This window comes from Terrabacter koreensis (genome assembly GCF_054783315.1).
The window spans coordinates 649,717-676,108 of the sequence record NZ_BAAGQU010000004.1; the positions used below are offsets into that span (position 1 = coordinate 649,717).

A 26,392-nucleotide genomic window follows, 5' to 3' on the forward strand; every position below is an offset into this window, starting at 1 on the left:
CCTACCCACGCAACCGCACCTCGGCCCCGTCGTCAACGGTCGAGCCGTGGGTGCGCTTGTGCGAGTTAGGGTCTCGTCGAAACGGGTATGTCCGGAGGTTCACCGCGGCAGGCCACGCCAGACCGTGACCGCCCCGTCGTCGGCCAGGCTGTCGATCACGGCGGTCCGCAGCAGCGTGTGGCCGGTGGCGTTCGGGTGGTCGCCGTCCCCGAGCAGGTCGCCGGTCGGGTCACGCTGGCCCGACTCGCCCTTGAGCGGCGTGTAGGCGTCGACGTAGACCGCGCCGGTGCCCGCCGCCACCTGCGCGACGGTCGAGTTGACGAGGCGCGTGAGCGCGTCGCTGCCGAGCACGAAGTCGGAGCCGAGGGCGCGGCCGACGGCGCCGTCGAGCGTCACGTTCCAGTAGCCGAGCACCGCGATGCGCAGGTCGGGACGGGTGTCGACCAGCCTCACGTCGTGGATGATCCGGGTCAGCCCGTCGCGCAGGCCGGCGAGCGTCGCCGACCAGCAGTCGGAGGTGGCCGCGGGCAGGCACGCCTTGTCGGCCACGCCGCCGAGGTCGAAGTCGTTGGCGCCCACCTGCACCATGACGAGGTCGGCGCCGGCCAGGTGCTCCCGCGTCGGGGAGGTGAGCAGGTCGTCGGCGACGTCGGTCGTCGTCCAGCCGCCGGTCGCGTCGTTGTGCACCACCCAGGGCCGCTGCGTGAGGCGTTCCAGCTGGGTGCCGACCTGCTCGACGTAGCCGGTGCAGCCGCACGTGTCGGCGGACGGCACGGAGTCGCCGAGACCGACGACCGTCAGCGGTCCCGGTGGCGTGGGGGAGGGGCGAGAGCTGGCGTATGCCGTCCCGCCGGCCCCGCCGGACGCACCCGTCGCGCTCGCCCTCGCGCCCACGCCGGCGGCGCCCGAGCCGGGCCCGGGTCCCGTGCCGGGCACGACGCCGGTGACGACCAGCGCGACGAGGACGACGAGCCCGAGGACGGCTGCGACGACGTGGTGCGGGCGGGGGCTGCCCGTCCGCGCCGACCACCGAGCCGACCGTTCCGCGGACGCACCTGACGGCATACGCGGCCGCTTGTCAGGCACGGAAGCCCGGCAGCGTCTGGGCCAGCCACGTGAGGGCGGCCGGGATGTAGGGGCTGAACACGCCGTCGCGGTGGCCCCCGTGGGCGAGCACGGTGCCGGCGACGTCGAGCGGCGCGCGGGCTGCGCTGAGGAAGCTCGAGGTGCTCGGGTAGGAGAGCTGGTCCTCGCGCGACGTGAGCACCCACATCGCCAGGGGTGGGGGATCGGTCCGCGCCATGGCGACGAGGTCGTAGGCACGCTGGGTGCGACTCGTCAGGGGGTCGTAGGCGCGGGAGAAGTCGGGCCGGAAGTAGCCGAGCAGCACGATGGCCGCGCCGAAGACGTCGGGATGGCGCATCGAGACCGAGGCGGCGCACCACGCCCCGTAGGAGTAGCCGATGGTCGCCCAACCGGATCGCGCCCGTTCGACCCGGAAGTGGCGGACCGTCCAGGCGGGGATGTCGCGGGCGAGCCACGTGTCGGTCTGCGGCTGGCCCGGCGCGCCGTCGACGCACTCGGTGTCGAGCCCGGCGGGGGTGTCGATGCGGGGCACGACGACGATGGACGGGGGCATCCGGTGCTCGAGGGTGAGCGTGTCGATGTCGGAGAGGAAGCCGAGCCGGAGGAAGCTCTTCGGGCCGCTGGGAAAGCCGTGCAGGCCGACGATGACGGGGTAGGTGCGACTCGATCGGGGGTCGTAGCCGACGGGGAGGTGGACGTACACCTGGCCCTCGGCGTGGGAGCGCCCGGCGACGACGGTGTAGGTCTGCAGCCGGGAACCGGGCTGGGGCAGCGGTGGCAGGGTCACGGGCGTCCTCACCCCGCGCAGACCCGGTCCCTTCACCGATGCCACGACCGCCTCGCGCGGCGTGCCGCCGTGGTGCACGTCCAGGGCCGGCGACCGGCTCCCGAAGAGGTCGCCCCAGCTCGAGTAGAAGAAGTACTGGTCGTTGAGGGCCGCGCCGCACAGGGCGACGACGAGCACGTTGAGCAGCAGCACCTGGGCGGCGCGCACTGCCAGCCGGACCGGCGGACGCCCGATGTGGGGGACACCGGCGACGACCACTCCGAAGAGTGCCAGTGCCAGCACGGCGAGGACGACGACGAGGCTCGTGTCGGTCAGCTCCACGAGGGACTCCGGTGGTCCGCCAGGGGCCGGATGAAGGGGAAGGTGAGGATCGAGCGGATCGGGGTGTTGGTCAGCAGCATGACGAGCCGGTCGACGCCGATGCCGAGCCCCCCGCTGGGTGGCATCCCGAGCTCGAGGGCGAGCAGGAAGTCCTCGTCGACCTCCATCGCCTCGGGGTCGCCGGCAGCGGCCTTGAGGGACTGCTCGGTCAGCCGGGCTCGCTGGTCGACGGGGTCGGTGAGCTCGCTGTAGGCCGTGCCGATCTCCATGCCGGCGACGACGAGGTCCCAGCGCTCGGCCAGTCCCGGCTCGGAGCGGTGAGGGTGAGCGAGCGGTGAGGTCTCGACCGGGAAGTCCGTGTAGAACGTCGGCCGCACCGTGCGGGGCTCGACGAGCGTCGCGTAGAGCTCCTCGAGGACGGCGCCCGCACCCATGTCGGGGCGCACCCGGACGCCGTGCACGTCGGCGAGCCGGAGCAGCTCGTCCATGTCGGTCTCCAGCGAGACCGGCCGACCGACGGCCTCGGAGACGGCGGTCAGCACGGGCACGACCCGCCAGGGTCCGCTCACGTCGACGAGCTCGGCGGCGCCTGGGCCCGTGCGCAGCTCGTCGGCTCGCGGAAGGGGCAGGGCCTCACGGCCGTGGAGGGTCCGGGCCGCCTCCTTGACGAGCCGTTCCGTGAGGCGGCGCATCGTGGTGTAGTCGGCGTGCGGCCGGTAGACCTCGAGAGAGGTGAACTCGGGGTTGTGCGTCGCGTCGGCCCCCTCGTTGCGGAAGTTGCGGCCCAGCTCGAAGACGGGCCCGAGCCCCGCGACGAGCAGCCGCTTGAGGTAGAGCTCGGGGGCGATGCGCAGCGAGAGGTCGACGCCGTACGCGTTGATGAACGTCCGGAAGGGACGCGCGGTCGCGCCGCCGTGCACCGTGTGGAGCATCGGCGTCTCCACCTCCAGGTAGCCGTCGCCGCTGAGCGTGCGGCGGAGCGACCCGACGACGGCTGACCGCTGGCGGAGCAGATCGAGCCCTTCGGGGTGCGTGAGCAGGTCGGTCGACCGCTGGCGCGCGCGGGCGGTCGGGTCGTCGAACGAGCGGAACGGCACGGGGTGCAGGGACTTCGCCTCCATGCGCCAGCCGTCGGCGAGCAGGCTGGGGGTGCCGGCTCGCGACCGCCCGGTGACCCCGTCGACGCGCACGAGGTCGCCGACGTCGACGACCGCCGTGAGCTGGTCGAGACAGCGACGGCCGATGACCGCCGCATCGAGCAGGACCTGGAGCCCGTCCCGGCCCTCGACGAGGTGGAGGAAGACCACGCCGCCGTGGTCGCGCAGGTCACGCACCCGGCCCACCACCGAGAGCCGGGTCGGCTGCTGCCAGGCGCCGGGTGGCAGGGCGCCGACGGACGTGGTGGGGCCGGCCGCCGCGACCGGGTAGGCGTCCAGCCCGGCGGCACGCATCCGGTCGAGGGTCGCCGCGCGGTGCCGGAACTGGTCGGTGCGTCGGGGGCCCAACGCGGCGGGGTCCGGCGCAAGGGTCTCGGCGGCGACCTCGTCCAGCTCCGCCAGGTGCTCGGGGTCCAGTGAGCCGCCGGTGCCTCGAGGGCCCGGCCACGGCACGAAGCCCTCGACGGCCGCGGCCGCCACGGCGACCTGCGGCAGCGACACCGCGTCGTCGTAGCAGAGGAAACGGGGCTCCCACGCGGGCTCGAACTTCTCGTTGGATCGGTAGAGACGCTCGAGCTGCCAGAAGCGGTCGAGCCGTCCCAGCACCGAGGCGCCGACCCGGGTGAGGGAGCCCGAGCCGAGGCGCTCGGCGTCCTCGAAGACGGCGCGGAACATGCAGAAGTTGAGCGAGACCCGCCGCAGCCCGAGCTGCGACGCCCGGTCGAGCAGCTCGCTCACCATGAGCTCGGTGACACCGTTCGGGGCCTCGGGTGACCGGCGCATGACGTCGAGCGAGACGCCGCGGCGGCCCCACGGCACGAGGCCGAGCACGCCGACGAGCGCCGGGCCCGCCCGCCCGGCCAGGTGGGCCGTCACGAGCAGGACGTCCCCGTCGGACGGGTCACCCCGGCGACCGAGGGCCATCGAGAAGCCGCGCTCGGTCTCACCGTGGCGCCAGTCGTCGATGCGCGCGACCACGTGGGCCAGCTCGTCCCGCGCCAGGTCGCGCTGGCGACGCACCTGCACGGTGACCCCCGCCCGGGCCGCGCGCGTCGCGGCGTGACGGACCGGGGACAGGGAGGCCCGGCGCAGGTCGAACCGGGCCGGGTCGAGCACCGCCTCGTCGCCGAGCCGCAGCACACGCATCCCGCCCGATGCGGCATACGCCCGTGCGCCGCGCTCGCTCGTGCCCAGCACCGCCGGGACCCAGCCGAACTCGCGCGCCTCGGCGCGCCAGGCCTCGATCGCCGCGCGCCAGCTGTCCGGGTCGCCGACGGGGTCGGACGAGGCCAGCGACACACCCGCGAGCACCCGGTAGGTCACCGCCGCGCGGCCGTCGGGCGAGAAGACGGAGGCCTTGTCGCGGCGCGTGGCGAAGTAGCCGAGCGAGTCGTCGGCGCCGTGCCGCGCGAGCAGGCGCCGGAGGGCGATCTCGCGGTCGGGCGACCACCGGCTGCCTGGTCTGGCCGACGCCAGGAACAGGGCGACGGTCGTGAGGATGGTGAGGCCGGCGCAGGCCGCCACGGCCTCGACGACCCATTCGGGCACGCCGACGAGGGCGCGGCGCGTCACCCCGCCGAAGGCGGCGAGCACGGTGCCGACGATGGCATCGACCTCGGAGCGGGGTGCTCCGACCACTCCGAGCAGGGCCCACGCCAGAGCGACCGTGACGGCGCTGCCCACCCCCAGCGCCGCCAGGGCCACCCACCACGACCCACGCTGCAGCCGGCCGGTGAACGCCTCACGGATGCGGCGCAGCCACCAGAGGGCGGCGACGGCCACGACCATCGAGGCGATGTCGAGGCCCCTGCCCAGGTCGCCGCGGCTCTCCCACATCCGGACGAGCGGGAGGCGGGCGGCAGGCACGAGCGCGACCACCCCGACGTAGAGGCCGAGCACCTGGAAGAGGGCGACAAGCCAGAGCCCGATTCGTTTGCGCCCCAGAAGGGCTCGCGTGACCAGCGCGAGCACCACGACGGAGACGAAGGTGCGTGCCACGGGGACGTTGAACAGGCCGAAGAGGTCCTCGCCGGCCACCGGTCCGGGGCGGCGGCGGGCCACGAGGGTCAGCACCAGGGCGACGAGCGTGGCTGCCGCGTGGACGGCGGTGAGCAGGCGTGCGGAACGGTGGGGAGCCGGCGGCCCCGACTGACGGGTGCCCATGCGGCCGAGGATCCCGTGCCCGGCTCCGCGCTCGCTGGACGGTCGCTGGACGTCTCCTGTGCGACGCGCGGCGTGCAGCAAACGCTCAGGTTGCTCGGGTGCGGTGGTGGGTATCGCCAAGGAGCGGACCTGTGTTCTCGCACGGGACGGCCTCGGCAGCGACGGTGAAGGAGTTCCCATGCCCGGTGGCAAGCGCGTCAACGGCCTCGGCGCGGTCGCGGGAGGTCTGGGAGCCGGCATCGTCGCGCTCGGCTCGTGGGACCTCCTGCAGAAGAAGCACACGATCCTGCGCCGATACCCGGTCATCGGGCACCTGCGCTACCTCCTCGAGGGGATCCGGCCCGAGCTGCAGCAGTACTTCATCGAGCGCGACTGGGACGGCAGGCCGTTCGACCGTGACACGCGCTCGGTCATCTACGAGCGGGCCAAGGGCATCCACGGGGAGAGGCCCTTCGGCACCGAGCTCGACGTCGACGAGGTCGGCTACGAGTACCTCGTCCACTCCGTGGCCCCGACCGACCCGCCGGAGCACCCGGCCCGTGTCGTGGTGGGCGGTCCCGACTGCTCGAAGCCGTACGCCATGGCGTTGCTCAACGTGTCGGCGATGAGCTTCGGGGCCCTGTCGGCCAACGCGATCCGTGCCCTCAACAAGGGCGCCGCACTGGGTGGTTTCGCGCACGACACCGGCGAGGGCGGTCTCTCGCCCTACCACCTCGAGAACGGTGGAGACATCGTGTGGGAGATCGGCACCGGCTACTTCGGGGCTCGCACGAAGGACGGCGACTTCGACCCGGACTCCTTCCGCGAGAAGGCTGCCCACGACGCCGTCAAGTGCGTCTCGCTCAAGCTGAGCCAGGGCGCGAAGCCCGGCATCGGCGGCGTGCTGCCTGCCGCGAAGGTGACGAAGGAGATCGCCGACATCCGGCAGGTGCCGCAGGGGGAGAAGTGTGTCAGCCCGTCGTCGCACCGCGTCTTCCACACACCCGTCGAGCTCGTCGAGTTCATCGGCCGGATGCGTGAGCTCGCGGGCGGCAAGCCCACCGGCTTCAAGCTGTGCGTCGGCTCGCGCGTCGACGTGCTCTCGATCTGCAAGGCGATGCTCGAGGTCGGTACGGCGCCGGACTTCATCGTCGTCGACGGCTCCGAGGGAGGCACAGGCGCGGCTCCGCTGGAGTTCGAGGACCACGTCGGCATGCCCCTCACGCACGGCCTCATGACGCTGCACAACGCGCTCGTCGGTGTCGGACTGCGCGACCGCATCCGGATCGGCGCGAGCGGCAAGGTCGCTGCGGGCAACGACATCGTCAAGCGGCTGGTCCAGGGCGCGGACTACACGAACGCCGCCCGCGCGATGATGATGGCGGCCGGCTGCATCCAGGCCCAGCGCTGCCACACCGACAAGTGCCCGAGTGGTGTCGCCACCCAGAACGCCCGCCGCGCAAGGGCGCTCGACGTCGGCGACAAGAGCGTGCGCGTCCAGCGCTACCAGGAGGCCACGGTCGCCTCGGCCACGAAGATCATGGCCGCCCTGGGGGTCACCGACCCGTCGCAGCTGAACCCGCACCACCTGCGCCGCAACGTCAGCGCGACGACGACACTCTCGTACGCCGAGCTCTACGAGTGGCTCGAGCCGGGGCAGCTGCTCGCCGAACCGCCACGGGACTGGGTCGCCGACTGGAGCGTCGCCACGCCCGACCGCTTCGCACCGCACGCCTCACCGAGCCACCTCTGAGGAAGGACCCTCATGACCACTGTCGCCGAGCACATCGTCACCGCCCTCGCGGACGCCGGCGTGCGCCAGGTCTGGGGCGTCGTCGGAGACGCCCTCAACCCGCTCACCGACGCCATTCGCCGGGACGACCGGGTCGAGTGGATCGGGGTGCGCCACGAGGAGGTCGCCGCCTTCGCCGTCAGCGCCCAGGCCCAGCTCACGGGCACCATCGGCGTGTGCATGGGCACCGTCGGGCCGGGATCGATCCACCTGCTCAACGGGCTCTACGACGCGAAGAAGTCGCACGCGCCGGTGCTGGCGATCTGCGGACAGGTGCCCAGCCCCGAGATCGGCACCGACTTCTTCCAGGAGGTCGACAACGACACGCTCTTCGCCGACGTCAGCGTGTGGGCCCACACCCTCAGCGCCCCGGCGCAGCTGCCGCACCTGCTCGAGCAGGCCGTCAACGCCGCGTACGCGCAGCGCGGGGTCGCGGTGCTCACGGTGCCGGGGGACGTCGGCGACCTCGACGTGCCGAAGCACGCGACGACGCCCGTCTTCGCGCCCACGCCCGTCGCGGCCGCCGCGCCCGCCGACGCCGTACGCGGTGTCGCGGACCTGCTCGGCGGCGACGGCGCCGTCACCCTGCTCGTCGGGTCCGGTGCCCGGGAGGCTCGCGCCCAGGTGCTCGAGCTGGCCGACGTGCTCGCCGCGCCGATGGTGCTCACCCTCAAGGCGAAGGAGGGGCTGGAGCGCGACAACCCCTTCGAGGTGGGCCAGTCGGGCCTCATCGGCAACCCGGCCGCCGCCAAGGCGATGGACTCCTGTGACGTGCTCGTCCTGCTCGGCACCGACTTCCCCTACCGCGACTGGTACCCGACCGGGAAGGTCGTGGTCCAGGTCGACTCGCGTGGTGAGCACATCGGTCGCCGCACCCCGGTCGGCCACGCGCTCGTCGGAGACGCGAAGGCGACGCTCGAGGCGCTGCTCCCGTTGCTGTCGCGACGCGACGACCGGGCGCACCTCGACACGGCGGTGAAGGCGTACCGCTCCTGGCACGAGCGGCAGCGGGCGCTGCTCGACCCCGACCACGACTCCTCCCTGCTCGGCCGGGCCAGGGCGGTGTTCGACAACCCCGACGTGCGGATCCGCCCCGAGGCGCTGGCCGCGGCCGTCGACCGACTGGCGCCGGACACGACGATCTTCACGAGCGACACCGGGATGTCGACCGCGTGGCTCTCCCGCTTCGTCACGATGCGGGGCACCCGGCGGCTCGTCGGCTCCTACAACCTCGGCTCGATGGCCAACGCCCTGCCGATGGCGCTCGGCGCGCAGGCCCTGGACCGCACCAGGCCCGTCGTCTCGTTCTCGGGTGACGGCGGGCTCATGATGCTGCTCGGCGACCTGCGCACGGCGGTGACGCACGAGCTGCCCGTCAAGGTCGTCGTGTTCGACAACGGCCGCCTCGGCATGGTCAAGCTCGAGCAGGAGCAGGGCGGGCTGCCCGAGTTCGGCACCGAGCTCGACAACCCCGACCTCGCCGCCGTCGCCACGGCCATGGGTCTCGCCGCTCGACGGGTCACCGACGCCGAGGAGCTCGACGACGCGGTGGGGTGGGCGCTGGCGACCGCCGGCCCGGTGCTGCTCGACGTCGTGACCAACCCCGACGAGGTGGCGGTGCCGCCCAAGCCGACGCTCGCGCAGGGCTGGGGCTTCGCGATCGCGAAGTCGCGCGAGGCCCTCGAGAGCCGCTGACCGGGCGCCGGGCGTGTGCCGTCTCTTCGGTCTCACCGCGGGGCGCACCCGCGTCCGGGCCACCTTCTGGCTGCTCGACGCCCCGGACAGCCTGTCCGCGCAGTCGCACGCCAACCCCGACGGGACGGGACTCGGCACCTTCGACGAGCAGGGGCGCGCTGTCGTCGAGAAGCAGGCGCTCGCGGCCTGGGACGACACCGCCTTCGCCCGTGAGGCGCGTGCCCGCACGAGCGCGACGTTCGTGGCCCACGTGCGCCACTCCTCGGGTGCCGCGGTGCGTCCCGAGAACACCCACCCGTTCGAGCTGGACGGCCGGCTCTTCGCGCACAACGGCGTCGTCGAGGGGCTCGACGTGTTGGACCGGCACCTCGGCGACGACCGGCGACGGGTCCTGGGCGACACCGACTCGGAGCGGCTCTTCGCCCTCGTCACGCGCGAGACCGAGGCTGCCGGTGGCGACGTCGCGGCGGGCGTGACCGCGGCGCTGCGATGGGTCGCGGCAGAGCTGCCCGTGTATGCCGTCAACGTCGTCCTGACGATGCCGCACCGTCTGTGGGCGGTGCGCTACCCGGCCACGCACGCGCTGTGGGTGCTCGAACGCCACGAGCCACGGGGTCGGCTCGACCACCGGTCGGCCGCCGGCACCCGCGTCGTGTCCCACGAGCTGTCGGACGCCCCTGCCGTCGTCGTGGCGAGCGAGCGCCTCGACGACGACGACCGGTGGCGCATGCTCGAGCCCGGGGTGCTGCTCAGCGTGGACGAGCACCTCGGCGTGACCGAGCGGCCCGTCATCGACGACGAGCCGCGGCACGCGCTGACCCTGCAGGACCTCGGTGCGGCAGCCGCGTCCCAACGTCCGACGGGTGGGTGACCGAACCGTCCGGTGGGGGTCGGTCAGCAGCCCGCGACGACGCGCCCCACGAGGTCGGTCCAGGCGGCGAGGATGCGCTCGCGGCTGACGCCGGCCTCGAGCTGCTGGCCCACGATCGTCACGTCGAGCGGGGCGAGCAGGGCCATGGCGAGCAGTGGAAGGTCGCCGGTCACGCCGAGCTCGGTGAGCAGGTGACGCACGTGCACGGTCCAGAACGCGACGGCGGGACCGGAGCGCCCGTGTCGGCCGGCCGCGGCGACCATGAGGTCGGCGCTCGTGATGGTGCGGTCGAGACGGGAGGCGCCGAAGGCGAGCAGCCGCTCGAGAGGAGGGGCGCCCGGGCCGAGCGGAGGCGGGCCCGAGATGACCCGGCCCTGCCAGCGTGCCTCGGCGTGGTCGAGCAGGGCCGTCATCAGGCCGGCGCGACTGCCGAAACGGCGGAAGACCGTGCCCTTGCCCACCCCGGCCTCGGCGGCGACGGCATCCATCGTCACGGCCTCGACCCCGTCGCGGTCGACGAGCCGATGGGCGGCGTCGAGGAGCAGCTCGCGGTTGCGCGCTGCGTCGCGTCGCTCGGGACGCTCCGGATGGGCGTGCAGCTCGAACGTGGTTCGCTCGACCGACGGCTCCGTGGACACGGACGTGATCCTAGGCGGGTGGCTGCAGGACGGGCTCGGAATAGAAGCGGACCACAGTCCGTTTAGGTCTCCATGACTTCCACCCCCAGCCCCAGCACCCCCACCCGCGTCGCCGTCCTCGTCGGCAGCCTTCGCGCCGACTCCGTGAACCGCCGCATCGCCGAGAGCCTGCGCGACCAGGCGCCCGCGGGCGTCGAGGTCGAGATCGTCGACGGTCTCGCCGCGCTGCCGTTCTACAACGAGGACGTCGACGGCGAGAACGTCCCGGACGCGGCGGCCGCGCTGCGTGCGACCGTCGCCGGCGCCGACCGCGTGCTCGCGGTGACGCCCGAGTACAACGGCACCATGCCGGCCGTGCTCAACAACGCCATCGACTGGCTCTCGCGTCCCTTCGGCCAGGGCGCCATCGCCGGCAAGCCCTTCGCCGTCATCGGCGCGACGCCGACGCCCTACGGCGGCAAGTGGGCCCACGAGGACGCGCGTCGCTCGGCCGGCATCGCGGGTGCCGTCGTGCTCGACGAGGTCGTCGTCTCGCAGTCGACCATCGACACCGACGTGCTCGGCGACCCGCAGGTCTTCGGCCGTCTGCGCGCCGCGCTCGGCGCTCTCGTCGACCACCAGGTCAAGGCCGCCTGAGCCCCAGCCCTCGCTACCCCTCGACTCTCCGCGTCGCTCTGACGCAGCAGGGCCCCGCCGAAACCGGCGGGGCCCTGCTGTCGTCAGCCCGGCGGAGTGGTGGCGGCGATGACGCGGGTCAGCGCCCCGTGCAGCGCCTCCAGCTCGGCGAGGTCCATGCCCAGCGTCTCGACGATCTGGGGTGGCACCTGAAGGGCCTTGGTGCGCAGCCTGCGTCCGCGCTGCGTGAGGGTGATGGCGAGGGCCCGGTCGTCCTCCGGGTGGCGGTCGCGGGTGACGAGCCCGGCGGCCTCGAGCCGTTTGAGCAGCGGTGACAAGGTGGCGGGCTCGAGGCTGAGCAGGCGGCTGATCTCGCGGAGCGTCAGTGGCGACCGCTCCCAGAGCGCGAGCATCACGAGGTACTGCGGGTGGGTCAGTCCGAGCGGTTCGAGCACCGGGCGGTAGAGGCCGATGACGTTCCGGGCGGCGACGGCGAGGGCGAAGCACACCTGCTGGTCCAGGCGCAGGAGGTCATCGGGTGGACCGTCGGTCGGCTGTGCGAGGTCGTCGCGTCGGGTGGCGGTGGGCGGGGTCATCTCACCTCGTCGTCGGAGCGGTACGCGTTTGCCTGTACACTAACAGTTAGCACACTAACTATGGAGGCAGCGCGTGGCGCGTTCGAAGTCCAAGGGACTGTCCGTCGGATACCGCATCGGCTACCGGCTGCGCATGATCGGCCTGACGATCTTCGGTCCGGCCCAGCTGGGCGAGGGCAACGACCCCAAGACCCGCCTCGCGCGTGAGCGTGAGGCCCGGGTGGCGGCGGCCGAGGCCGCCCGCGAGCAGCGCTGACCGCCGACGTTTCACGACGGCGCCGACCTCCGAGCGCCGAGATGCACCCGCGGAAGCGGTTCCGCGCATGGGCTCCTCGCCGGCCCCCTACGGGAGTACCGTCGAGAGCATCGGACCGCTTCCGGGAGGTGCCATGGGTGATCGCGTAGGAATCTTCGTCCTGTTCGGTGTCATCGTCATCCTCGTCATCGGCTTCATCATGGTCGAGCCGCGACGCGCCGGTCGCAAGGGTGACTCGATGGACTCCATGAACTCGCATCGCGACCGCACGGAGCAGGAACGTCGCGACCACCCCGAGGGCGCGGAACGCTCGCACCTCGTCGGCAACCCGCCCGTCGACACGATCAGCCCCGAGGGCTGGGGCGTGGCGACACCCGGCGAGGGGGCCGAGCCCGAGGAGCTGCCCGAGGACGTGCACCCCGAGCTGCACCAGGACCGCTCGCACCGACGCCGCCACTAGCCGCGGCGCGCGGCGAACGCCCGGCCACGCGGCCGCGGCGCCTGCTCGTCGAGCCCGGGTGGGGGCCCTTGCCAGACTGGGCCCATGACGGACGTGACGGCGGAGAAGAACTGGGCCGGCAACCACACCTACCGTTCGCGCATCGAGCGAGTGCGCTCGGTCGAGCACCTCCAGGAGCTCGTCGCCGCGGCGCCGCGCGTGCGCGCCCTGGGGTCGCGCCACTCGTTCACCGACCTCACCGACATCACCGACGTCGACGACGGGGTGCTGGTGTCGCTGACCGACCTGCCGACCACGGTGGAGGTCGACCCGGCGACCCGCACGGCCCGCGTGACCGGGCGGGCGGCATACGGCGACGTCGCCACGCAGCTTCATGCGGCGGGCTGGGCGCTCGGCAACCTCGCATCGCTGCCCCACATCTCGGTGGCCGGTGCAGTCGCGACGGGCACCCACGGGTCCGGCATCGAGAACGGTTCTCTCGCAACGGCGGTCGCGTCCATCGACATCGTCGGGCCCGACGGCGAGGTGCGCACCGTCAGCCGCGGCGACGCCGACCACCCGGGCAGCATCGTGTCGCTTGGCGCCCTCGGGGTGGTCACCGCACTCACCCTCGACATCGAGCCCACCTACGACGTGCGCCAGGACGTCTACACCGGACTGGGCTGGGAGTCCCTCGTGGAGAACATCGAAGAGGTCACCCGAAGTGCCTACAGCGTCAGCCTGTTCACGCGGTGGACCGACGCCGGCATCGAGCAGGTCTGGCGCAAGAGCCGGGTCGACGAGGCGCCGCTCGACCTGCACGGGGCGCAGCCGGCCGCGCGCACGCTGCACATGCTGGAGGGGGCGCCCACCGAGTCCGTCACCGAGCAGGGCGGCGTGTTCGGCCCGTGGCTCCACCGGCTGCCGCACTTCCGCATGGAGTTCACGCCGAGCCGCGGCGAGGAGCTGCAGAGCGAGTACCTGCTGCCCCGCGCCGAGGCCCTGGCCGCGGTCGAGCGGCTGCGTGCGCTGGGCCCGCGCCTGGCGCAGGTGCTGCAGGTGTGCGAGCTGCGCACCGTCGCCGCCGACGAGCACTGGCTGAGCAGCTCCTACGGTCACGACGTGCTCGGGGTGCACTTCACGTGGGTGCGCGACGAGGAGCGGGTGTATGCCGTCCTGCCCGCGATCGAGGAGGCGCTGCTGCCGTTGGGTGCGCGCCCGCACTGGGGCAAGTGCTTCGTCGCGGGGTCCGACGCCATCGCACCGCTCTACCCGCGGATGGGCGACTTCCGCGCCCTGCGCGACCGGGTCGACCCCGAGCGCGTCTTCGGCAACGCCTGGCTCGACCGCGTCATCGGCTGACGGTCAGGACAGCACCCCTTCGCGCAGCGCGCCCGCGAACGACGTGATCTCGCCGAGCGCGCCGACGAGGCAGGCCTGGTAGGCGTGGTAGACGTCCGGGCGTCCTTGCCACACAACGCTCGACGGGACGAGCTCGGGTGACAGCTCGTGCCTCCACGACCCCTGCTCGCCGTCGACGAACCAGCGCTGCGCGTGCTGCCACCAGCGGTCGTACCACGCGGCATACGTCGGGTCTCCCGTGGCGAGGTCGAGCGTGCGGGCAGCCCCGATGGCCTCGGCGACGACCCAGTGCAGACGGTCACGCACGACCGGGTGGCCCTCGAAGTCCGTGGTGTAGACGAAGCCCTCGTTGCCGTCGACGTGCCAGCCCTCGTGCACCGCGACGTCGAAGAGCGAGCGGGCGTCGTCGAGCAGCCACGGCGGCGCCTCGGCGCCCAGGGCGCGACGCAGGTGCAGCGCCAGCCGTGCCCACTCGAGCAGGTGGCCGGGGGTGACGCCGAAGGGACGGAACTTGTCGGTCGCGCGCTCGCGGTTGTAGTCGGGACGCGGCTTCCAGGTCGAGTCGAAGTGCTCGGGCAGCCGGTAGTTCCACGACCGGGCGAAGCCGTGCACGACGTTCTCGGTGATGCGCAGCGCATGGCCGAGCCACCGTGGGTCGCGCGTCACGTCCCAGGCCGCGAGCAGCGCCTCCAGGGAGTGCATGTTCGCGTTGACCCCGCGGTAGTCCTCGAGCTCGGTCCACGTGCGGTCCCACACGTCGACGGCGAGGCCGTCGGACTCGCGCCAGAAGCGCTGCTCGAACGTCTGCAGGGCGGTGTCGAGCAGGTCGTCCGCGCCGGGGCGGCGCGCCGCCGACGCGCTGGTCGCGGCGAGCACGACGAACGCGTGCTCGTAGGCACGCTTATCGGAGATGTCGGGTGAGCCGTCGCGGTGCACCGAGGCGAACCAGCCGCCGTGCTCGGCGTCGTGCAGCAGTCCGCCCTCCATGAACGTCGCGACGCCGTGGTCGACGAGCTCTGCCGACCCGGAGTCGCCCTCGAGCACCGCGAGCGCGGCCACGTGCGTCATCCGTGCCGTGATCCACAGCTCGACGCCCTTGTCGGGGTCGAGGTCGCCGTCGTCGGTGAGCCAGCCGAAGCCGCCGGCGGGGTTCTGGGCGCGCCGCACGAGGGCGCGCATGCGACGTCGCTGCTCGTCGAGCCAGTCGAGGTGGTCGGCGGGCGGGGGAGGGGCATCGGCCATGGACCCAGTCTGCCGAGAACCGGGCTCGGGCGCTGCAGGTCCCGCCAACGAGCCGGGCGTGGCGTCGCGTGCCGTCGCGTGCCGTCGCGTGCCGTCGCGTGCCGTCGCGTGCCGTCGCGTGGCGTCGTGTTGTCCGGCGTGGTGTCGGGACGGGACGGGACGGGTGGCCACGTGGGGTCAGAAGTCGCCGGCGCCGCGCCGCAGGCGCGTCAGCACGTCGACGAGGGCGTGGACGTCGCGGGCCCCGAGGTCGGGCTGCTCGAACACCTCGGTGTTGAGCGCCTTGGTCGCGCGCTCGGCGAGCTCGCGGCCCGACGGCGTCAGGGAGACGAGCATGGCGCGGCGGTCCTCGGGGTGGGTCGAGCGCGTCACCAGGCCGGCATCCTCGAGCCGGTCGACGGCGTTCGTCACGCTCGTGGGGTGCACCTGCAGGCGGCTGCCGATGACCTTCATCGGCAGCGACCCCCGCTTGCTGAACCACAGCAGCATGAGCACCTCGTAGCGGGCGAAGGTCACGTCGAGCGGCTTGAGGGTCGCCTCGACCCGCGCGAGGACGATCTGGTGCGCGCGCATGAGCGAGGTGATCGCGGCCATGCCGTCGGCGGCGGCGTCCCAGCCCTGCTCGAGCCACTGCTCGCGGGCGCGCGCGATCGGGTCGAAGCCCAGGCCGGGGACGGCACTCGTCGAGTCCGCAGTCATGGCGCCATCGTAGGTCGCAGACGCGTTGACGTCCATTAGTAGGAAGTCCTACTATTTTTGCATGTCCGACGCAGCGAAGCGCGATCTCCACCACCCGTCTCACCACGTCCGCCTCGTCACGGCGAGCAGCCTCTTCGACGGGCACGACGCGTCGATCAACATCATGCGGCGCATCATGCAGACGCAGGGCGCCGAGGTGATCCACCTGGGGCACAACCGCTCGGTCCAGGAGGTTGTCGACGCGGCGATCGAGGAGGACGTGCAGGGCGTCGCCGTCAGCTCCTACCAGGGCGGTCACGTCGAGTACTTCGAGTACCTCGTGCAGCTGCTCAAGGAGAACGGCGCCGACCACATCCGCGTCGTCGGCGGCGGTGGCGGCGTCATCGTGCCCGACGAGATCGCGCGCCTGCGCGAGTCGGGCGTCACGATCTTCAGTCCCGAGGACGGCCAGCGGCTCGGCCTCGCCGGCATGATCAACCGCGTCGTCGCCGACTGCGACTTCGACCCGTGGGAGATCGGGTCGCCCTCCCTCGAGGCGCTCCTCGCCGGCGACCGCTCGGCCGTGGCGCGCGCCATCACCGGCGCGCAGGAGGGTGAGCTCGACGAGGCCATTCTCACCGGCATCCGCGATGCAGCCGGCCGCCGACGCGTGCCGGTGCTCGGCATCACCGGCACGGGCGGCTCCGGCAAGTCGAGCCTCACCGACGAGATCGTGCGCCGCCTGCGCCTCGACCAGCAGGACAAGCTGCGCGTCGCGGTGCTCGCCATCGACCCCACCCGCTCCCGCGGTGGCGGCGCCCTGCTCGGTGACCGCATCCGCATGAGCTCGCTCGACGGCGACCGCGTCTTCTTCCGCAGCCTCGCCACCCGCGGCGAGTCCCAGGTGCCAGCGCACCTCGACGACGTGCTCGACGTCGTGCGCGCGGCGGGCTTCGACCTCGTCATCCTCGAGACGCCCGGCATCGGCCAGGGTGACGCGGCGGTCGTGCGCTACTCCGACATCTCGCTCTACGTGATGACGCCCGAGTTCGGCGCGAGCAGCCAGCTCGAGAAGATCGACATGCTCGACCAGGCCGACGTCGTCGCCATCAACAAGTTCGAGCGCCGCGGCGCCGAGGACGCCCTGCGCGACGTCGGCCGCCAGATGGTGCGCAACCGCGAGGCCTTCGGCAAGAGCCCCGCCGACATGCCCGTCTTCGGCACCAGCGCCGCCACCTTCAACGACGACGGCGTCACCGCGCTCTACCAGCAGCTGCGGACCCTCCTCTCCGAGAAGGGGATGCCGGTCGAGGAGGGTGTGCTGCCCCACGTCACGACCAAGCAGTCCACGCGCATCGCGACCATCGTCCCCGCCGCCCGAGTGCGCTACCTCGCCGAGATCAGCGACACCGTCCGCGGCTACCACGACAAGACCCGCACGTATGCCGCCGTGGCCAGTCGCGTGCAGCGCCTGGAGTCGGTGCGCGACGAGCTCACCGACGCGGGCTCGCCCGCCGACGGCGTCGAGGAGCTGCTCGACGGCGCCCGCAAGGCCGTCCCCACAGAGGTGTCCGACGCGCTCGCTGCGTGGCCGTCGGTCGTCGAGTCCTACTCGGGCGACGAGCAGGTCGTCACCATCCGCGACAAGGAGATCCGCAACGCCCTCACGCGAGAGTCGCTGTCGGGCAACAAGATCCCCCGAGTCGCGCTCCCGCGCTACCGCGACCACGGGGAGCTCGTCAGCTTCCTGCGGCGCGAGAACCTGCCCGGCTACTACCCCTTCACCGCCGGTGTCTTCCCCTTCAAGCGCGAGGGCGAGGACCCCGCCCGCATGTTCGCCGGCGAGGGCGACCCGTTCCGCACCAACCGCCGCTTCAAGCTGCTCTCCGAGGGCCAGCCGGCCACGCGCCTGTCGACGGCCTTCGACTCGGTGACCCTCTACGGCCGCGACCCCGACCCGCGACCCGACGTCTACGGCAAGGTCGGTACGTCCGGAGTCTCGATCGCGACGCTCGACGACATGAAGGCGCTCTACGACGGCTTCGACCTCGTCTCGCCCACGACGTCGGTCTCGATGACCATCAACGGTCCCGCGCCGACGATCCTCGCCTTCTTCCTCAACACCGCGATCGACCAGCAGGTCGACGCGTTCCGGGAGCGGGAGGGGCGCGAGCCGAGCGACGACGAGCGTGCCGAGCTCACGGCGTACGCCCTCGCGAACGTGCGCGGCACGGTGCAGGCCGACATCCTCAAGGAGGACCAGGGCCAGAACACCTGCATCTTCAGCACCGAGTTCAGCCTGAAGATGATGGCCGACATCCAGGAGTGGTTCATCGAGCGGAAGGTCCGCAACTTCTACTCGGTGTCGATCTCGGGCTACCACATCGCCGAGGCCGGGGCGAACCCCATCAGCCAGCTCGCGTTCACCCTCGCCAACGGCTTCACGTACGTCGAGAGCTACCTCGCGCGGGGCATGAAGATCGACGACTTCGCGCCCAACCTCAGCTTCTTCTTCAGCAACGGCATGGATCCCGAGTACTCCGTCCTCGGCCGCGTCGCGCGCCGCATCTGGGCCGTGGCGATGAAGGAGAAGTACGGCGCGAACGACCGCAGCCAGAAGCTCAAGTACCACGTCCAGACGTCGGGCCGCTCCCTGCACGCGCAGGAGATGGACTTCAACGACATCCGCACGACGCTGCAGGCACTCATCGCGATCTACGACAACGCGAACTCCTTGCACACCAACGCTTTCGACGAGGCCGTCACGACGCCGTCCGAGGAGTCGGTGCGTCGGGCGCTCGCGATCCAGCTCATCATCAACCGCGAGTGGGGCCTCGCGATGAACGAGAACCCGCTGCAGGGCTCGTTCGTCATCGACGAGCTCACCGACCTCGTCGAAGCGGCGGTGCTCAAGGAGTTCGACCGCATCACCGAGCGCGGCGGCGTGCTCGGCGCGATGGAGACCGGCTACCAGCGCGGCCGCATCCAGGACGAGTCGATGCTCTACGAGCACCGCAAGCACGACGGCAGCCTGCCGATCATCGGCGTCAACACCTTCCGCAACCCGCACGAGGGGGAGGAGCCCCGCAAGGTCGTGCTGGCCCGCGGCACCGAGGACGAGAAGCAGAGCCAGCTCTCCCGGGTCCGCGCGTTCCGCGTGGAGCACGAGGTCGAGGCGAAGGCTGCGCTCGAGGCGCTCAAGGCGGTCGCCATCGAGGGCGGCAACGTCTTCGAGGTGCTCATGCGGGCGGCCCGGGTGTGCTCGCTCCAGCAGGTCACCGAGGCCTTCTTCGAGGTCGGCGGCCAGTACCGCCGCAACGTCTGAGGGACCGTGCGCGAGCTCCTCGACGACCTGGCGTGTGCCGTGTCGTTCGCGACGCCGCCCCGCCGCCTCGTGTCGCTGGTCCCGTCGATCACGGAGGCTCTGGCGGTGACGTGCCCGGAGCGGCTGGTCGGGGCGACCGACTGGTGCACCCACCCGCACGACCTCGCGGTGCAACGGGTCCGGGGCACCAAGAACCCCGACCGGGCGACGATCGCAGCACTGGAGCCCGACCTCGTCGTCGCCAACAAGGAGGAGAACCGCGAGCTCGACGTCCGGAGGATGCGGGCTGACGGCATACCCGTGTGGGTGACCGACATCGAGACGGTGCCGGCGGCGCTCGACTCGCTGGAGCGCCTCTTCGTGGACGTGCTCGACGTCGGCACGCCGGGCTGGTTGTCGGCCGCACGACGCGAGTGGGACGGACCCGTGCCCGAGACGACCCTCGACGTGGCGGTGGCGATCTGGCGCGACCCGTGGATGGCCGTCGGTCGCGACACCTTCACCGGCGACGTCGTGGCCCGGCTGGGCTGGCGCAACGTGCTGGCCGACTCACCCGAGCGCTACCCCCACGTCGACCTGGCCGAGCTCGACCGCGACGGCGTCACCGTCCTGCTCCCCGACGAACCCTACGTGTTCACGGCGCACGACGGTCCCGAGGCGTTCACGACGGCGCGCACCTCGCTCGTCAGCGGCCGGCTGCTCACGTGGTACGGCCCGTCACTCGTCGGCGCACGCGACGTCCTGGCGGCCGCCGTCGCCACCTGAGAGGCCAGTCCTGGTTGCTCAGGTGTCGTCGGCGGAGACGAGGAGTCCTTCGCGCATGAGCCGGCGGGCCAGCTCGAGTCCGACCATGTCGGCCCGGAGCACGCCGCCGCCCACGAGCGCCACGAACGTGCCGACGTCGTGTGGCTCGACCGCTCGGGCGCCGAGGCGGCTGCGCAGCGTCACCGAGCCGTGCTCGTCGGGGACGAGGCGCGCGTCGACGTGGGCGCGCAGCCGCAGGCACGTGCCCGGCTCGAGCGCGTCGGCGGCGGTCAGCTGCGCGAGGGGCTGGATCGGCGCCGGTCGCTGGGCGCCGCGCACCCGTGACTCGAGCGCGTCGATAACGGCTGCTGCGTCGAGCGTCTGGAGCTCTCGGACGAGGCTCTCGCGCACGAGGTCGATGTCCGACCCGAGGGAGTCGCGGTCGAAGCCCGACGGGGTGACGCCGAGGGAGGCGCGAACCCGCTCGTCGCGGCTCGCGGACTCGAGGGCAAGCCGCACCAGCTCGTCGGCGAGGTGACGTCGCGTCCACACGTGGACCCCCAGCGTCAGGTGGGTGCTCACGCCGCCGAGGGCGGTGGCCGAATGGATCCAGCCGCGGGGGAGGTAGAGCACGTCGCCCGGACGCAGGGTGAACTCGAGCTCCGGCTCGGCGCGTCCGGCCTCCTCGACGGCGGCGCGGTGGTCGGTCCACGGCTCGTCGCGCAGCGGTGACGGGTGCACGGGAGCGCGCAGACGCCAGCGCTTCTCGCCTGCCATCTGCAGCACGAAGACGTCGTGCACGTCGTAGTGGTCGCTGAAGCCGGTGCTCTGGCTCGGGGTGACGTACGCGTTGGCCTGGACCGGGTGCCCGAGCTCCTCGGCGAGCAGCTGGGTGAAGTCGATGAGCGGCCCCCACGTGCGGTGCAGGCCCTGCAGGACGATGGTCGACCCGTCGCCGAAGAGGCGCAGCAGCTTGTCGTCACTGACCTGGTCGGCGACCGTCGCGCCGACGCCGCCGCCCTGGGTGAACTCGCGGTCGCCGAGGGTGCGGCCGTCGCGGGCGACCCGGAGGAAGGGCGCGCGCAGGCCGCGGCGGGACACGAGCTCGTCGACCGCGTCCTCGTCGAAGAGGTCGGCCAGCCCGCCGGGCAGGTCAGCAGAGGTCGTGACGAGCGGGCGGCGCGACCAGTGCTCCCGGGCGAAGGTCTCGGGGTCGACCGGGACCAGTCGCCGCAGAGCCGAGTGCCCGCCCCGTGCGGCGGACACCCGGCTCGTCGTGGCAGCAGTCATCAGGCCCCGCCGTCGGCACCACCGTCGTGGCTGCTCGTGTCGGCTCCGCCGTCAGCGGGTCCCTCGGTGTCGGCCCCGCCGTCGGCGCCGCCGTCGTGAGAGCCGGTGTCGGCGCCGCCGTCCGCCGGGCCCTCGCCCGTGGAGCCGGCGTCCGAGCCCATGCCGGAACCGAGGTCGGACTCGGTGTCTGATCCGAGCGCGGTGTCGGCTCCGCCGTCGGCACCACCGTCATGGCTGGTGGTGTCGGCTCCGCCGTCAGCCGGCCCCTCGGTCGTCGGGTCGTCGCTCACCGGGTCCAGCGGGTTGTCGCTCATCGCTTCTCCTCTAGCTGATTCCAGGCGGCGCCGGACGACGCCGTCGCCTCAGCACCTACCCACTCCCGTTCGCTCTGGCACGACGCCCTCGCGCGTGTTCTGATCGGGCCATGGCGATCAGCAAGGGAGACACCGTCCACTGGAACACCTCGCAGGGCCGGACGACCGGCACGGCGGTCGAGCGGCGCGTCAAGGAGTTCACGTTCGACGGGCAGAAGTTCAAGGCGAGCGAGGACGACCCGTACTGGATCGTCGAGTCCGAGAAGACGGGCGCGCGGGCCGCGCACAAGCAGTCGACGCTCGAGGCCGGCTGACCGGAGGCCGCGTAGCCCGACCGCGTAGCCCGACCGTGGGCCCTCCCGCGACGTCAGGTGAGGTGGTCGAAGTCGCCGCGGGTCCACGCGGCGTGCCGGTCGGCCGAGAACCGCACCACGGCCTTGGCGTCCTGCGGCACCACGGCCCCGAAGTTGTTGTAGAGCCGGTCGTAGTGCAGCCCCTCGAGCTGACCTGCGACACGCTGGACCACGTTGCCCGACAGGGGAATCCGATTGGGATAGCTGCGCAGGAAGCTGACCGACCTCCGGTCCGGGTTGGGGAAGACGGCGTCGCCCGCGAGCAGCACGCCACGCCCCTCCGCGCCGGCCTGCCACTCGACCACGGCCTGGCCGCGGAAGTGCCCACCGACGCGGTGGAGGGTCAGCCCGGGTGCGACCTCGCGGGACTCGTCGTAGAGCTCGACGAGCCGGTCCTTGCGCCGCACCCACTCGGCGTCGCGGTCGGCGACGAGCACCGGCACGCCGCCCAGGGCCCGGGCCCATTCCGTCTGCACGCCGTACATGTGGGGGTGGCTCGCCGCCACGGCCAGCGTCGGACCGAGCGACTGCACGAGCTCCACGGCGGCGTCGTCGACGTAGCCGACGCAGTCGAAGAGCAGGAGGCCCTCGGGGGTGCGCACGACCATCGTCTGCTGGCCGATGCCGACCTCGGGATCGGCACGAAGCCCCCACAGGTCGGGCTCGACGGGGTCGACGGTGATGCGGGTCCCGGCCTCGCGCAGCTCGTCGAGGGTCGTCCACCGCTGCCCCGTGGCGGGCACCCACTGCCGGTCGTCCTCGCACACCTCGCACTCGGGTGGGGGCTGCGTCAGGTCGTCGGTCTCCACGGCGCAGGTCGCACAGATCCAGATCACGCGACCAGCGTGCCCGTCCGCGCCGCGCCGCACCAGCGGGTTTGCGGGAGGATGCACGCGTGATCCTGCACCTGCGCGCCGCCGTCGAGCAGCTGTATGCCGCCCTGCCGTCCCGCTTCACGCCGCTGCGGTCCGAGCTGGTGGCCGAGGCGAAGCAGGCCGGCGACAAGGAGCTGGCCACCTCGATCGGGGCCCTGCGCAAGCCGACGGTCGCAGCGTGGGCGGTCAACCACTTCGTGCGCGAGCACGCCGACGAGCTCGAGGACTTCCGTGAGTTCGCCGAGCTGCTCCGCGAGGCCCAGCGCAGTCTCGACGCCGACCAGCTGCGCCTGCTCGGTCGGGAGCGGTCGAGGCGCGTCGACGCCCTGGCCGACCGCATCGCCGAGACGTCGGCCGAGGCCGGCCAGAAGCTCGGTGCCGGGGTGGCGCAGGAGGTGCGCGACACCCTGACCGCCCTCATCGCCGACGAGGACGCGGAGGCCTCGGTGCTCACCGGCTCGCTGGTGCGCGCCCTCAGCTACTCGGGCTTCGGCTCCGTCGACGTGGAGGACGTCGTGGCGCTCGGGACCGACGGCGGCGAGGACGGGACCCGCCGGCCGTCGCTGTCGGTGCTGCGCGGGGGCGCGGGGGACGGCGCGGGCGACGAGGGCGACGAGGGCGACGATGCCGTCGACCTCGAGGAGCGGCGCAGGGCCAAGCGAGCTGCGGCGCGGGCCCGGCTGCAGGCAGCGCTCGAGACGGCCCGGTCCGAGCTGCGCAACGCCGACCGGCAGGTGGCGGTGCTGACGGCCCGCCACGAGGAGGTGACCGAGGGCATCGCCGACCTCGAGCGGCGCCTGGCGACGGCCCGGGGCCGGCTCGAGAAGGTCACCGCCGAGCTCGACGAGGCGACCGGCGTACGCGATCGGCGCGAGCAGGAGGAGGAGTCGGCGCAGCAGGCGCTCGCCGACCACGACGCCGAGGGCTGACCCCGCGAGCGCGGCGCCGCGAGCACCCCGACGGCGTCGGGCGGGCAGGTCCCGCGCACGGGCACCGCCCGATTTCGTATCCGTGGCCGCGACCGTGTAGTCTCGCCGTCGCACAGCAGGTCGAAGCGGGCCAGTTCTCGTGACGGTTCCACAGCGTCGGCCGTGCCCCAATAGCTCAGTCGGCAGAGCGTTTCCATGGTAAGGAAAAGGTCTAGGGTTCGATTCCCTATTGGGGCTCTGGTCCGCCGGTCCCGGCCTTCTCGCGGCATCGCGAGGAGGCTGGGGCGGCAGCCCATGGCGGGGTAGCTCAGCTGGTTAGAGCGCACGACTCATAATCGTGAGGTCGCGGGATCGAGCCCCGCTCCCGCTACCACTTCCGCGCGCACCGACGTCGATTTCTCCAATCGCCGGGGTGTCGCGTAACCTAGGACGTCGCGCCTGCGTGTCACCCGGGAGCCCGGAACGCGTGACGCGCCGCGCGACACCCGTCGCAAGACGACAGAAGACCCCGTACGTTCCCGAAAGAGCAGGTTGCCGTGGCCAGCAAGAGCACCGACGTCCGTCCCAAGATCACGATGGCGTGCGTGGACTGCAAGGACCGCAACTACATCACGAAGAAGAACCGTCGGAACAACCCCGACCGTCTCGCGATGAACAAGTTCTGCCCGAAGTGTGGCAAGCACACGGAGCACCGCGAGACCCGCTGACCCCAGCGCTCGACGTCAACGCTCCCTCGGCCACCGGCCGGGGGAGCGTCGTCGTTCCCGGCCGGTCCGGCGCCGCTGACGGCCGGGTCGAGACGCCCCGAGCCGCTGACCCCGGCGGTCGGTAGGGTGCCCGTATGCCGGTGAACGCAGACTTCCAGGGCCGGGTCTACCCGCCCACCGAGACCTACCGGGTCAGTGCCGCCAAGATCCGCGAGTTCGCCGAGGCGGTCGGCTCGGCCGACCCCGTGCACGTCGACGCCGAGGTCGCCCGGGCCCGCGGCTACGCCGACGTCATCGCACCGCCGACGTTCGCCGTCCTCATCGCCCAGCAGTGCGACGCACAGCTGATCCGCGACCCCGAGGCCGGCATCGACTTCTCCAGGGTGGTGCACGGCGAGCAGCGCTTCACCCACCACCGCCCGCTCACGGCCGGTGACGCCGTCATCGGCACGCTCCACGTCGACGCGGTGCGCGAGGCGGGCGGGCACGCCATGGTGACCACCCGCACCGAGCTCGCCACCGAGGCAGGCGAGCCGGTCTGCACGGCCACGTCGACGATCGTCATCCGAGGAGGCGAGTGATGAGCACCCAGCCGCGTGACCACACGACCGTGCGGGCGTTCGACAGCGTCTCCGTCGGTGACGCCCTGCCGCCGCAGACCGTCCACGTCGACCGCGCCCGCCTCGTCCAGTACGCCGGGGCGTCCCTCGACCGCAACCGCATCCACTGGGACGAGCCCTTCGCGAAGAAGGTCGGCCTGCCCGACGTCATCGCGCACGGCATGTTCACGATGGGTTCGGCCGTCACCCTGGTCACCGACTGGGTGGGCGACGCCGGCCGCGTCGTCGAGTACGGCGTGCGGTTCACGCGCCCGGTGGTGGTGCCCTACGACACGGGCGCCGACATCGAGGTCTCAGGCGTCGTCAAGTCGGCCGACCCCGAGACGAAGCAGGTCACGGTCGAGCTGACCGCGACCGCCGCGGGCGAGAAGGTCCTGGGCCGAGCCCTGGCCGTCGCACGGCTCGACTGAACAGGGGCCAGCGCGTGCGCGAGGATCACGACGTCCCTTTGTCGACCCTGACGACGATGCGCGTCGGCGGCCCGGCCGCCCGGCTCGTCACGGTCGAGACCACCGACGAGCTCGTCGACGCCGTTCGTGAGGTCGACGACGCCGACGAGCCGCTGCTCGTCCTCTCGGGGGGCTCGAACCTCGTCGTCCCCGACGACGGCTTCCAGGGCACCGTCGTGCACATCGTCACGAGCGGCGTCACGCCCGAGTCCGCCGACTCCTGCGGTGGAGCCATGGTGCGCGTCGCGGCGGGCGAGGTCTGGGACGACGTCGTCGAGCGAGCGGTCGCGGAGGGCTGGGCGGGCGTCGAGGCGCTCAGCGGCATCCCGGGCCGCACGGGCGCCACGCCGATCCAGAACGTCGGTGCCTACGGCCAGGACGTGTCCCAGACGGTCGCCCAGGTGCGCACGTGGGACCGCCGGGAGCAGACCGTGCGCACCTTCATGAACGCCGACTGCGCCTTCACCTACCGGCACTCGCTCTTCAAGGGAAACGCCCGCTACGTCGTGCTCGACGTGCTCTTCCAGTTCGAGGTGGCCGACCTCAGCCGTCCCGTCGCGTATGCCGCCCTGGCGAAGGGCCTCGACGTCCCGCTCGGCACGCGGGTGCCGCTCCAGGACGCCCGCGAGGCGGTGCTCGAGCAGCGCCGCTCCCGTGGCATGGTGCTCGACGATGCCGACCCCGACACGTGGTCGTGCGGGTCCTTCTTCACCAACCCGATCCTCAGCCGGCAGCAGTTCGACGACCTCGTCGAGCGGGTGGGGGAGCGGCTCGGCTGGGAGGGCCCGACACCTCCGCGGTTCGCCGAGCCCGACGGCCGGTTCAAGACGAGCGCGGCGTGGCTCATCGAGCACGCCGGGTTCGGCAAGGGCTTCGGCCTGCCCGCTCCGGCGGCGCTGTCGACGAAGCACACGCTGGCGGTCACCAACCGCGGTGGCGCCACGGCAGGCGACGTCGTGGCCCTCGCGCGCCAGGTGCGCGACGGCGTGCGTGACGCCTTCGGGGTCTCCCTGGTCAACGAGCCCGTGCTGCTCGGCGAGACCCTCTAACTGAGAGGCCCAGTCACGCTGGTCGAGTCAGTGTGACGACACGATCTGACCTTCATGGCA

The 26,392-nt window shown here is 72.4% G+C and carries 25 protein-coding genes and 2 tRNA genes; 17 read left to right on the forward strand and 10 right to left on the reverse strand.

Translation table 11 applies throughout. The features are described from left to right. Window positions 1–99 precede the first annotated feature (99 nt). Genes ACYVNR_RS05755 through lysX form a run of 3 tightly spaced genes read right to left on the reverse strand, consistent with a single transcriptional unit; the run spans window position 100 to window position 5,514 of the window. Entirely contained in the window at window positions 100–1,086 is a 987-nt protein-coding gene (locus ACYVNR_RS05755) for an SGNH/GDSL hydrolase family protein (protein WP_461047193.1), read from the reverse strand. Beyond that, the gene (locus ACYVNR_RS05760) at window positions 1,079–2,194 is read right to left on the reverse strand and encodes an alpha/beta hydrolase (protein ID WP_461047195.1); all 1,116 of its coding nucleotides are present in this window, start codon (window positions 2,192–2,194) and stop codon (window positions 1,079–1,081) included. Before ACYVNR_RS05760 ends, ACYVNR_RS05755 begins: the two co-directional genes overlap by 8 nt. Beyond that, a complete protein-coding gene (gene lysX, locus ACYVNR_RS05765; RefSeq protein WP_461047197.1) occupies window positions 2,185–5,514 on the reverse strand; it encodes a bifunctional lysylphosphatidylglycerol synthetase/lysine--tRNA ligase LysX in 3,330 nt (1,109 codons plus the stop codon). Before lysX ends, ACYVNR_RS05760 begins: the two co-directional genes overlap by 10 nt. A gap of 178 nt (window positions 5,515–5,692) precedes the next feature. Between lysX and ACYVNR_RS05770 the strand changes: the two genes are divergently transcribed. Genes ACYVNR_RS05770 through ACYVNR_RS05780 form a run of 3 tightly spaced genes read left to right on the forward strand, consistent with a single transcriptional unit; the run spans window position 5,693 to window position 9,851 of the window. Further along, entirely contained in the window at window positions 5,693–7,246 is a 1,554-nt protein-coding gene (locus tag ACYVNR_RS05770; protein ID WP_461047199.1) for an FMN-binding glutamate synthase family protein, read from the forward strand. A gap of 12 nt (window positions 7,247–7,258) precedes the next feature. Next, window positions 7,259–8,980, forward strand: coding sequence for a thiamine pyrophosphate-dependent enzyme (locus ACYVNR_RS05775; RefSeq protein WP_461047201.1), 1,722 nt, complete (start codon window positions 7,259–7,261; stop codon window positions 8,978–8,980). Between the two features lie 13 nt (window positions 8,981–8,993). Next, window positions 8,994–9,851: a class II glutamine amidotransferase gene (locus ACYVNR_RS05780; protein ID WP_045191956.1), complete on the forward strand. Its 858-nt coding sequence runs from the start codon at window positions 8,994–8,996 to the stop codon at window positions 9,849–9,851. A 23-nt stretch (window positions 9,852–9,874) separates the two neighbouring features. Here the strand turns inward: ACYVNR_RS05780 and ACYVNR_RS05785 are convergent, their stop codons facing one another. Next, window positions 9,875–10,489 carry a TetR/AcrR family transcriptional regulator gene (locus ACYVNR_RS05785; RefSeq protein WP_461047203.1) on the reverse strand — a complete coding sequence of 205 codons (615 nt, stop codon included), beginning with the start codon at window positions 10,487–10,489 and terminating at the stop codon, window positions 9,875–9,877. Window positions 10,490–10,561: 72 nt separating this feature from the next. On the opposite strand from ACYVNR_RS05785, the gene ACYVNR_RS05790 reads away from it, so the two are divergent. Beyond that, window positions 10,562–11,125, forward strand: a complete 564-nt coding sequence (locus tag ACYVNR_RS05790; RefSeq protein ID WP_461047205.1) for an NADPH-dependent FMN reductase — start codon at window positions 10,562–10,564, stop codon at window positions 11,123–11,125. An 83-nt stretch (window positions 11,126–11,208) separates the two neighbouring features. Here the strand turns inward: ACYVNR_RS05790 and ACYVNR_RS05795 are convergent, their stop codons facing one another. Beyond that, complete coding sequence (locus ACYVNR_RS05795; protein ID WP_045191954.1) at window positions 11,209–11,700, reverse strand: MarR family winged helix-turn-helix transcriptional regulator; 492 nt, start codon at window positions 11,698–11,700, stop codon at window positions 11,209–11,211. 73 nt (window positions 11,701–11,773) lie between these two features. On the opposite strand from ACYVNR_RS05795, the gene ACYVNR_RS05800 reads away from it, so the two are divergent. From ACYVNR_RS05800 to ACYVNR_RS05810, 3 genes are all read left to right on the forward strand, one after another. Beyond that, on the forward strand, window positions 11,774–11,956 hold the full coding sequence (locus tag ACYVNR_RS05800; RefSeq protein ID WP_045191953.1) for a hypothetical protein: 183 nt from the start codon (window positions 11,774–11,776) through the stop codon (window positions 11,954–11,956). A 133-nt stretch (window positions 11,957–12,089) separates the two neighbouring features. Beyond that, complete coding sequence (locus ACYVNR_RS05805; protein WP_045191952.1) at window positions 12,090–12,416, forward strand: hypothetical protein; 327 nt, start codon at window positions 12,090–12,092, stop codon at window positions 12,414–12,416. Between the two features lie 84 nt (window positions 12,417–12,500). Beyond that, window positions 12,501–13,757: a D-arabinono-1,4-lactone oxidase gene (locus tag ACYVNR_RS05810; protein WP_045191951.1), complete on the forward strand. Its 1,257-nt coding sequence runs from the start codon at window positions 12,501–12,503 to the stop codon at window positions 13,755–13,757. A 3-nt stretch (window positions 13,758–13,760) separates the two neighbouring features. On the opposite strand, the gene ACYVNR_RS05815 is transcribed toward ACYVNR_RS05810, so the two are convergent. Together ACYVNR_RS05815 and ACYVNR_RS05820 are read right to left on the reverse strand one after the other, a co-directional pair. After that, on the reverse strand, window positions 13,761–14,999 hold the full coding sequence (locus tag ACYVNR_RS05815) for an AGE family epimerase/isomerase (protein WP_461047208.1): 1,239 nt from the start codon (window positions 14,997–14,999) through the stop codon (window positions 13,761–13,763). A 177-nt stretch (window positions 15,000–15,176) separates the two neighbouring features. Continuing rightward, window positions 15,177–15,698 (reverse strand): MarR family winged helix-turn-helix transcriptional regulator, encoded by a 522-nt coding sequence (locus ACYVNR_RS05820; RefSeq protein ID WP_461047211.1) that lies wholly within the window; start codon window positions 15,696–15,698, stop codon window positions 15,177–15,179. 61 nt (window positions 15,699–15,759) lie between these two features. Between ACYVNR_RS05820 and icmF the strand changes: the two genes are divergently transcribed. Both icmF and ACYVNR_RS05830 read left to right on the forward strand, forming a co-directional pair. Continuing rightward, complete coding sequence (icmF, locus tag ACYVNR_RS05825; RefSeq protein ID WP_461047213.1) at window positions 15,760–19,002, forward strand: fused isobutyryl-CoA mutase/GTPase IcmF; 3,243 nt, start codon at window positions 15,760–15,762, stop codon at window positions 19,000–19,002. Window positions 19,003–19,008: 6 nt separating this feature from the next. Continuing rightward, window positions 19,009–19,767 (forward strand): helical backbone metal receptor, encoded by a 759-nt coding sequence (locus tag ACYVNR_RS05830; RefSeq protein ID WP_461047215.1) that lies wholly within the window; start codon window positions 19,009–19,011, stop codon window positions 19,765–19,767. Between the two features lie 18 nt (window positions 19,768–19,785). On the opposite strand, the gene ACYVNR_RS05835 is transcribed toward ACYVNR_RS05830, so the two are convergent. Together ACYVNR_RS05835 and ACYVNR_RS05840 are read right to left on the reverse strand one after the other, a co-directional pair. Continuing rightward, window positions 19,786–21,036: a cupin domain-containing protein gene (locus ACYVNR_RS05835; protein WP_461047216.1), complete on the reverse strand. Its 1,251-nt coding sequence runs from the start codon at window positions 21,034–21,036 to the stop codon at window positions 19,786–19,788. After that, on the reverse strand, window positions 21,036–21,350 hold the full coding sequence (locus tag ACYVNR_RS05840) for a hypothetical protein (protein ID WP_045191946.1): 315 nt from the start codon (window positions 21,348–21,350) through the stop codon (window positions 21,036–21,038). Before ACYVNR_RS05840 ends, ACYVNR_RS05835 begins: the two co-directional genes overlap by 1 nt. A gap of 110 nt (window positions 21,351–21,460) precedes the next feature. On the opposite strand from ACYVNR_RS05840, the gene ACYVNR_RS05845 reads away from it, so the two are divergent. After that, window positions 21,461–21,664, forward strand: a complete 204-nt coding sequence (locus ACYVNR_RS05845; protein WP_458798589.1) for a hypervirulence associated TUDOR domain-containing protein — start codon at window positions 21,461–21,463, stop codon at window positions 21,662–21,664. Between the two features lie 53 nt (window positions 21,665–21,717). Here the strand turns inward: ACYVNR_RS05845 and ACYVNR_RS05850 are convergent, their stop codons facing one another. Next, complete coding sequence (locus ACYVNR_RS05850) at window positions 21,718–22,539, reverse strand: MBL fold metallo-hydrolase (protein ID WP_045192045.1); 822 nt, start codon at window positions 22,537–22,539, stop codon at window positions 21,718–21,720. A 59-nt stretch (window positions 22,540–22,598) separates the two neighbouring features. Between ACYVNR_RS05850 and ACYVNR_RS05855 the strand changes: the two genes are divergently transcribed. From ACYVNR_RS05855 to ACYVNR_RS05885, 7 genes are all read left to right on the forward strand, one after another. Next, the gene (locus ACYVNR_RS05855) at window positions 22,599–23,507 is read left to right on the forward strand and encodes a hypothetical protein (protein WP_461047219.1); all 909 of its coding nucleotides are present in this window, start codon (window positions 22,599–22,601) and stop codon (window positions 23,505–23,507) included. Between the two features lie 164 nt (window positions 23,508–23,671). Continuing rightward, window positions 23,672–23,744 (forward strand) — tRNA-Thr (locus tag ACYVNR_RS05860). A 59-nt stretch (window positions 23,745–23,803) separates the two neighbouring features. Then, window positions 23,804–23,880 (forward strand) — tRNA-Met (locus tag ACYVNR_RS05865). Between the two features lie 163 nt (window positions 23,881–24,043). Beyond that, window positions 24,044–24,214: a 50S ribosomal protein L33 gene (gene rpmG / locus ACYVNR_RS05870; RefSeq protein WP_034801502.1), complete on the forward strand. Its 171-nt coding sequence runs from the start codon at window positions 24,044–24,046 to the stop codon at window positions 24,212–24,214. Between the two features lie 134 nt (window positions 24,215–24,348). After that, window positions 24,349–24,795 carry an FAS1-like dehydratase domain-containing protein gene (locus ACYVNR_RS05875; RefSeq protein WP_045191943.1) on the forward strand — a complete coding sequence of 149 codons (447 nt, stop codon included), beginning with the start codon at window positions 24,349–24,351 and terminating at the stop codon, window positions 24,793–24,795. Then, entirely contained in the window at window positions 24,795–25,244 is a 450-nt protein-coding gene (locus ACYVNR_RS05880) for a MaoC/PaaZ C-terminal domain-containing protein (protein ID WP_458798586.1), read from the forward strand. Before ACYVNR_RS05875 ends, ACYVNR_RS05880 begins: the two co-directional genes overlap by 1 nt. Window positions 25,245–25,258: 14 nt before the next feature. Continuing rightward, the gene (locus ACYVNR_RS05885; protein ID WP_461047222.1) at window positions 25,259–26,332 is read left to right on the forward strand and encodes a UDP-N-acetylmuramate dehydrogenase; all 1,074 of its coding nucleotides are present in this window, start codon (window positions 25,259–25,261) and stop codon (window positions 26,330–26,332) included. Window positions 26,333–26,392: the final 60 nt, after the last annotated feature.

Bases quoted from the DNA above. Each gene is read 5' to 3' on its own strand.
- lysX (WP_461047197.1), bottom strand. From the start codon at position 5,514: ATGGGCACCCGTCAGTCGGGGCCGCCGGCTCCCCACCGTTCCGCACGC.
- ACYVNR_RS05770 (WP_461047199.1), top strand. From the start codon at position 5,693: ATGCCCGGTGGCAAGCGCGTCAACGGCCTCGGCGCGGTCGCGGGAGGT.
- ACYVNR_RS05775 (WP_461047201.1), top strand. From the start codon at position 7,259: ATGACCACTGTCGCCGAGCACATCGTCACCGCCCTCGCGGACGCCGGC.
- ACYVNR_RS05790 (WP_461047205.1), top strand. From the start codon at position 10,562: ATGACTTCCACCCCCAGCCCCAGCACCCCCACCCGCGTCGCCGTCCTC.
- ACYVNR_RS05795 (WP_045191954.1), bottom strand. From the start codon at position 11,700: ATGACCCCGCCCACCGCCACCCGACGCGACGACCTCGCACAGCCGACC.
- ACYVNR_RS05805 (WP_045191952.1), top strand. From the start codon at position 12,090: ATGGGTGATCGCGTAGGAATCTTCGTCCTGTTCGGTGTCATCGTCATC.
- ACYVNR_RS05810 (WP_045191951.1), top strand. From the start codon at position 12,501: ATGACGGACGTGACGGCGGAGAAGAACTGGGCCGGCAACCACACCTAC.
- ACYVNR_RS05815 (WP_461047208.1), bottom strand. From the start codon at position 14,999: ATGGCCGATGCCCCTCCCCCGCCCGCCGACCACCTCGACTGGCTCGAC.
- ACYVNR_RS05820 (WP_461047211.1), bottom strand. From the start codon at position 15,698: ATGACTGCGGACTCGACGAGTGCCGTCCCCGGCCTGGGCTTCGACCCG.
- icmF (WP_461047213.1), top strand. From the start codon at position 15,760: ATGTCCGACGCAGCGAAGCGCGATCTCCACCACCCGTCTCACCACGTC.
- ACYVNR_RS05835 (WP_461047216.1), bottom strand. From the start codon at position 21,036: ATGACTGCTGCCACGACGAGCCGGGTGTCCGCCGCACGGGGCGGGCAC.
- ACYVNR_RS05840 (WP_045191946.1), bottom strand. From the start codon at position 21,350: ATGAGCGACAACCCGCTGGACCCGGTGAGCGACGACCCGACGACCGAG.
- ACYVNR_RS05845 (WP_458798589.1), top strand. From the start codon at position 21,461: ATGGCGATCAGCAAGGGAGACACCGTCCACTGGAACACCTCGCAGGGC.
- ACYVNR_RS05875 (WP_045191943.1), top strand. From the start codon at position 24,349: ATGCCGGTGAACGCAGACTTCCAGGGCCGGGTCTACCCGCCCACCGAG.
- ACYVNR_RS05880 (WP_458798586.1), top strand. From the start codon at position 24,795: ATGAGCACCCAGCCGCGTGACCACACGACCGTGCGGGCGTTCGACAGC.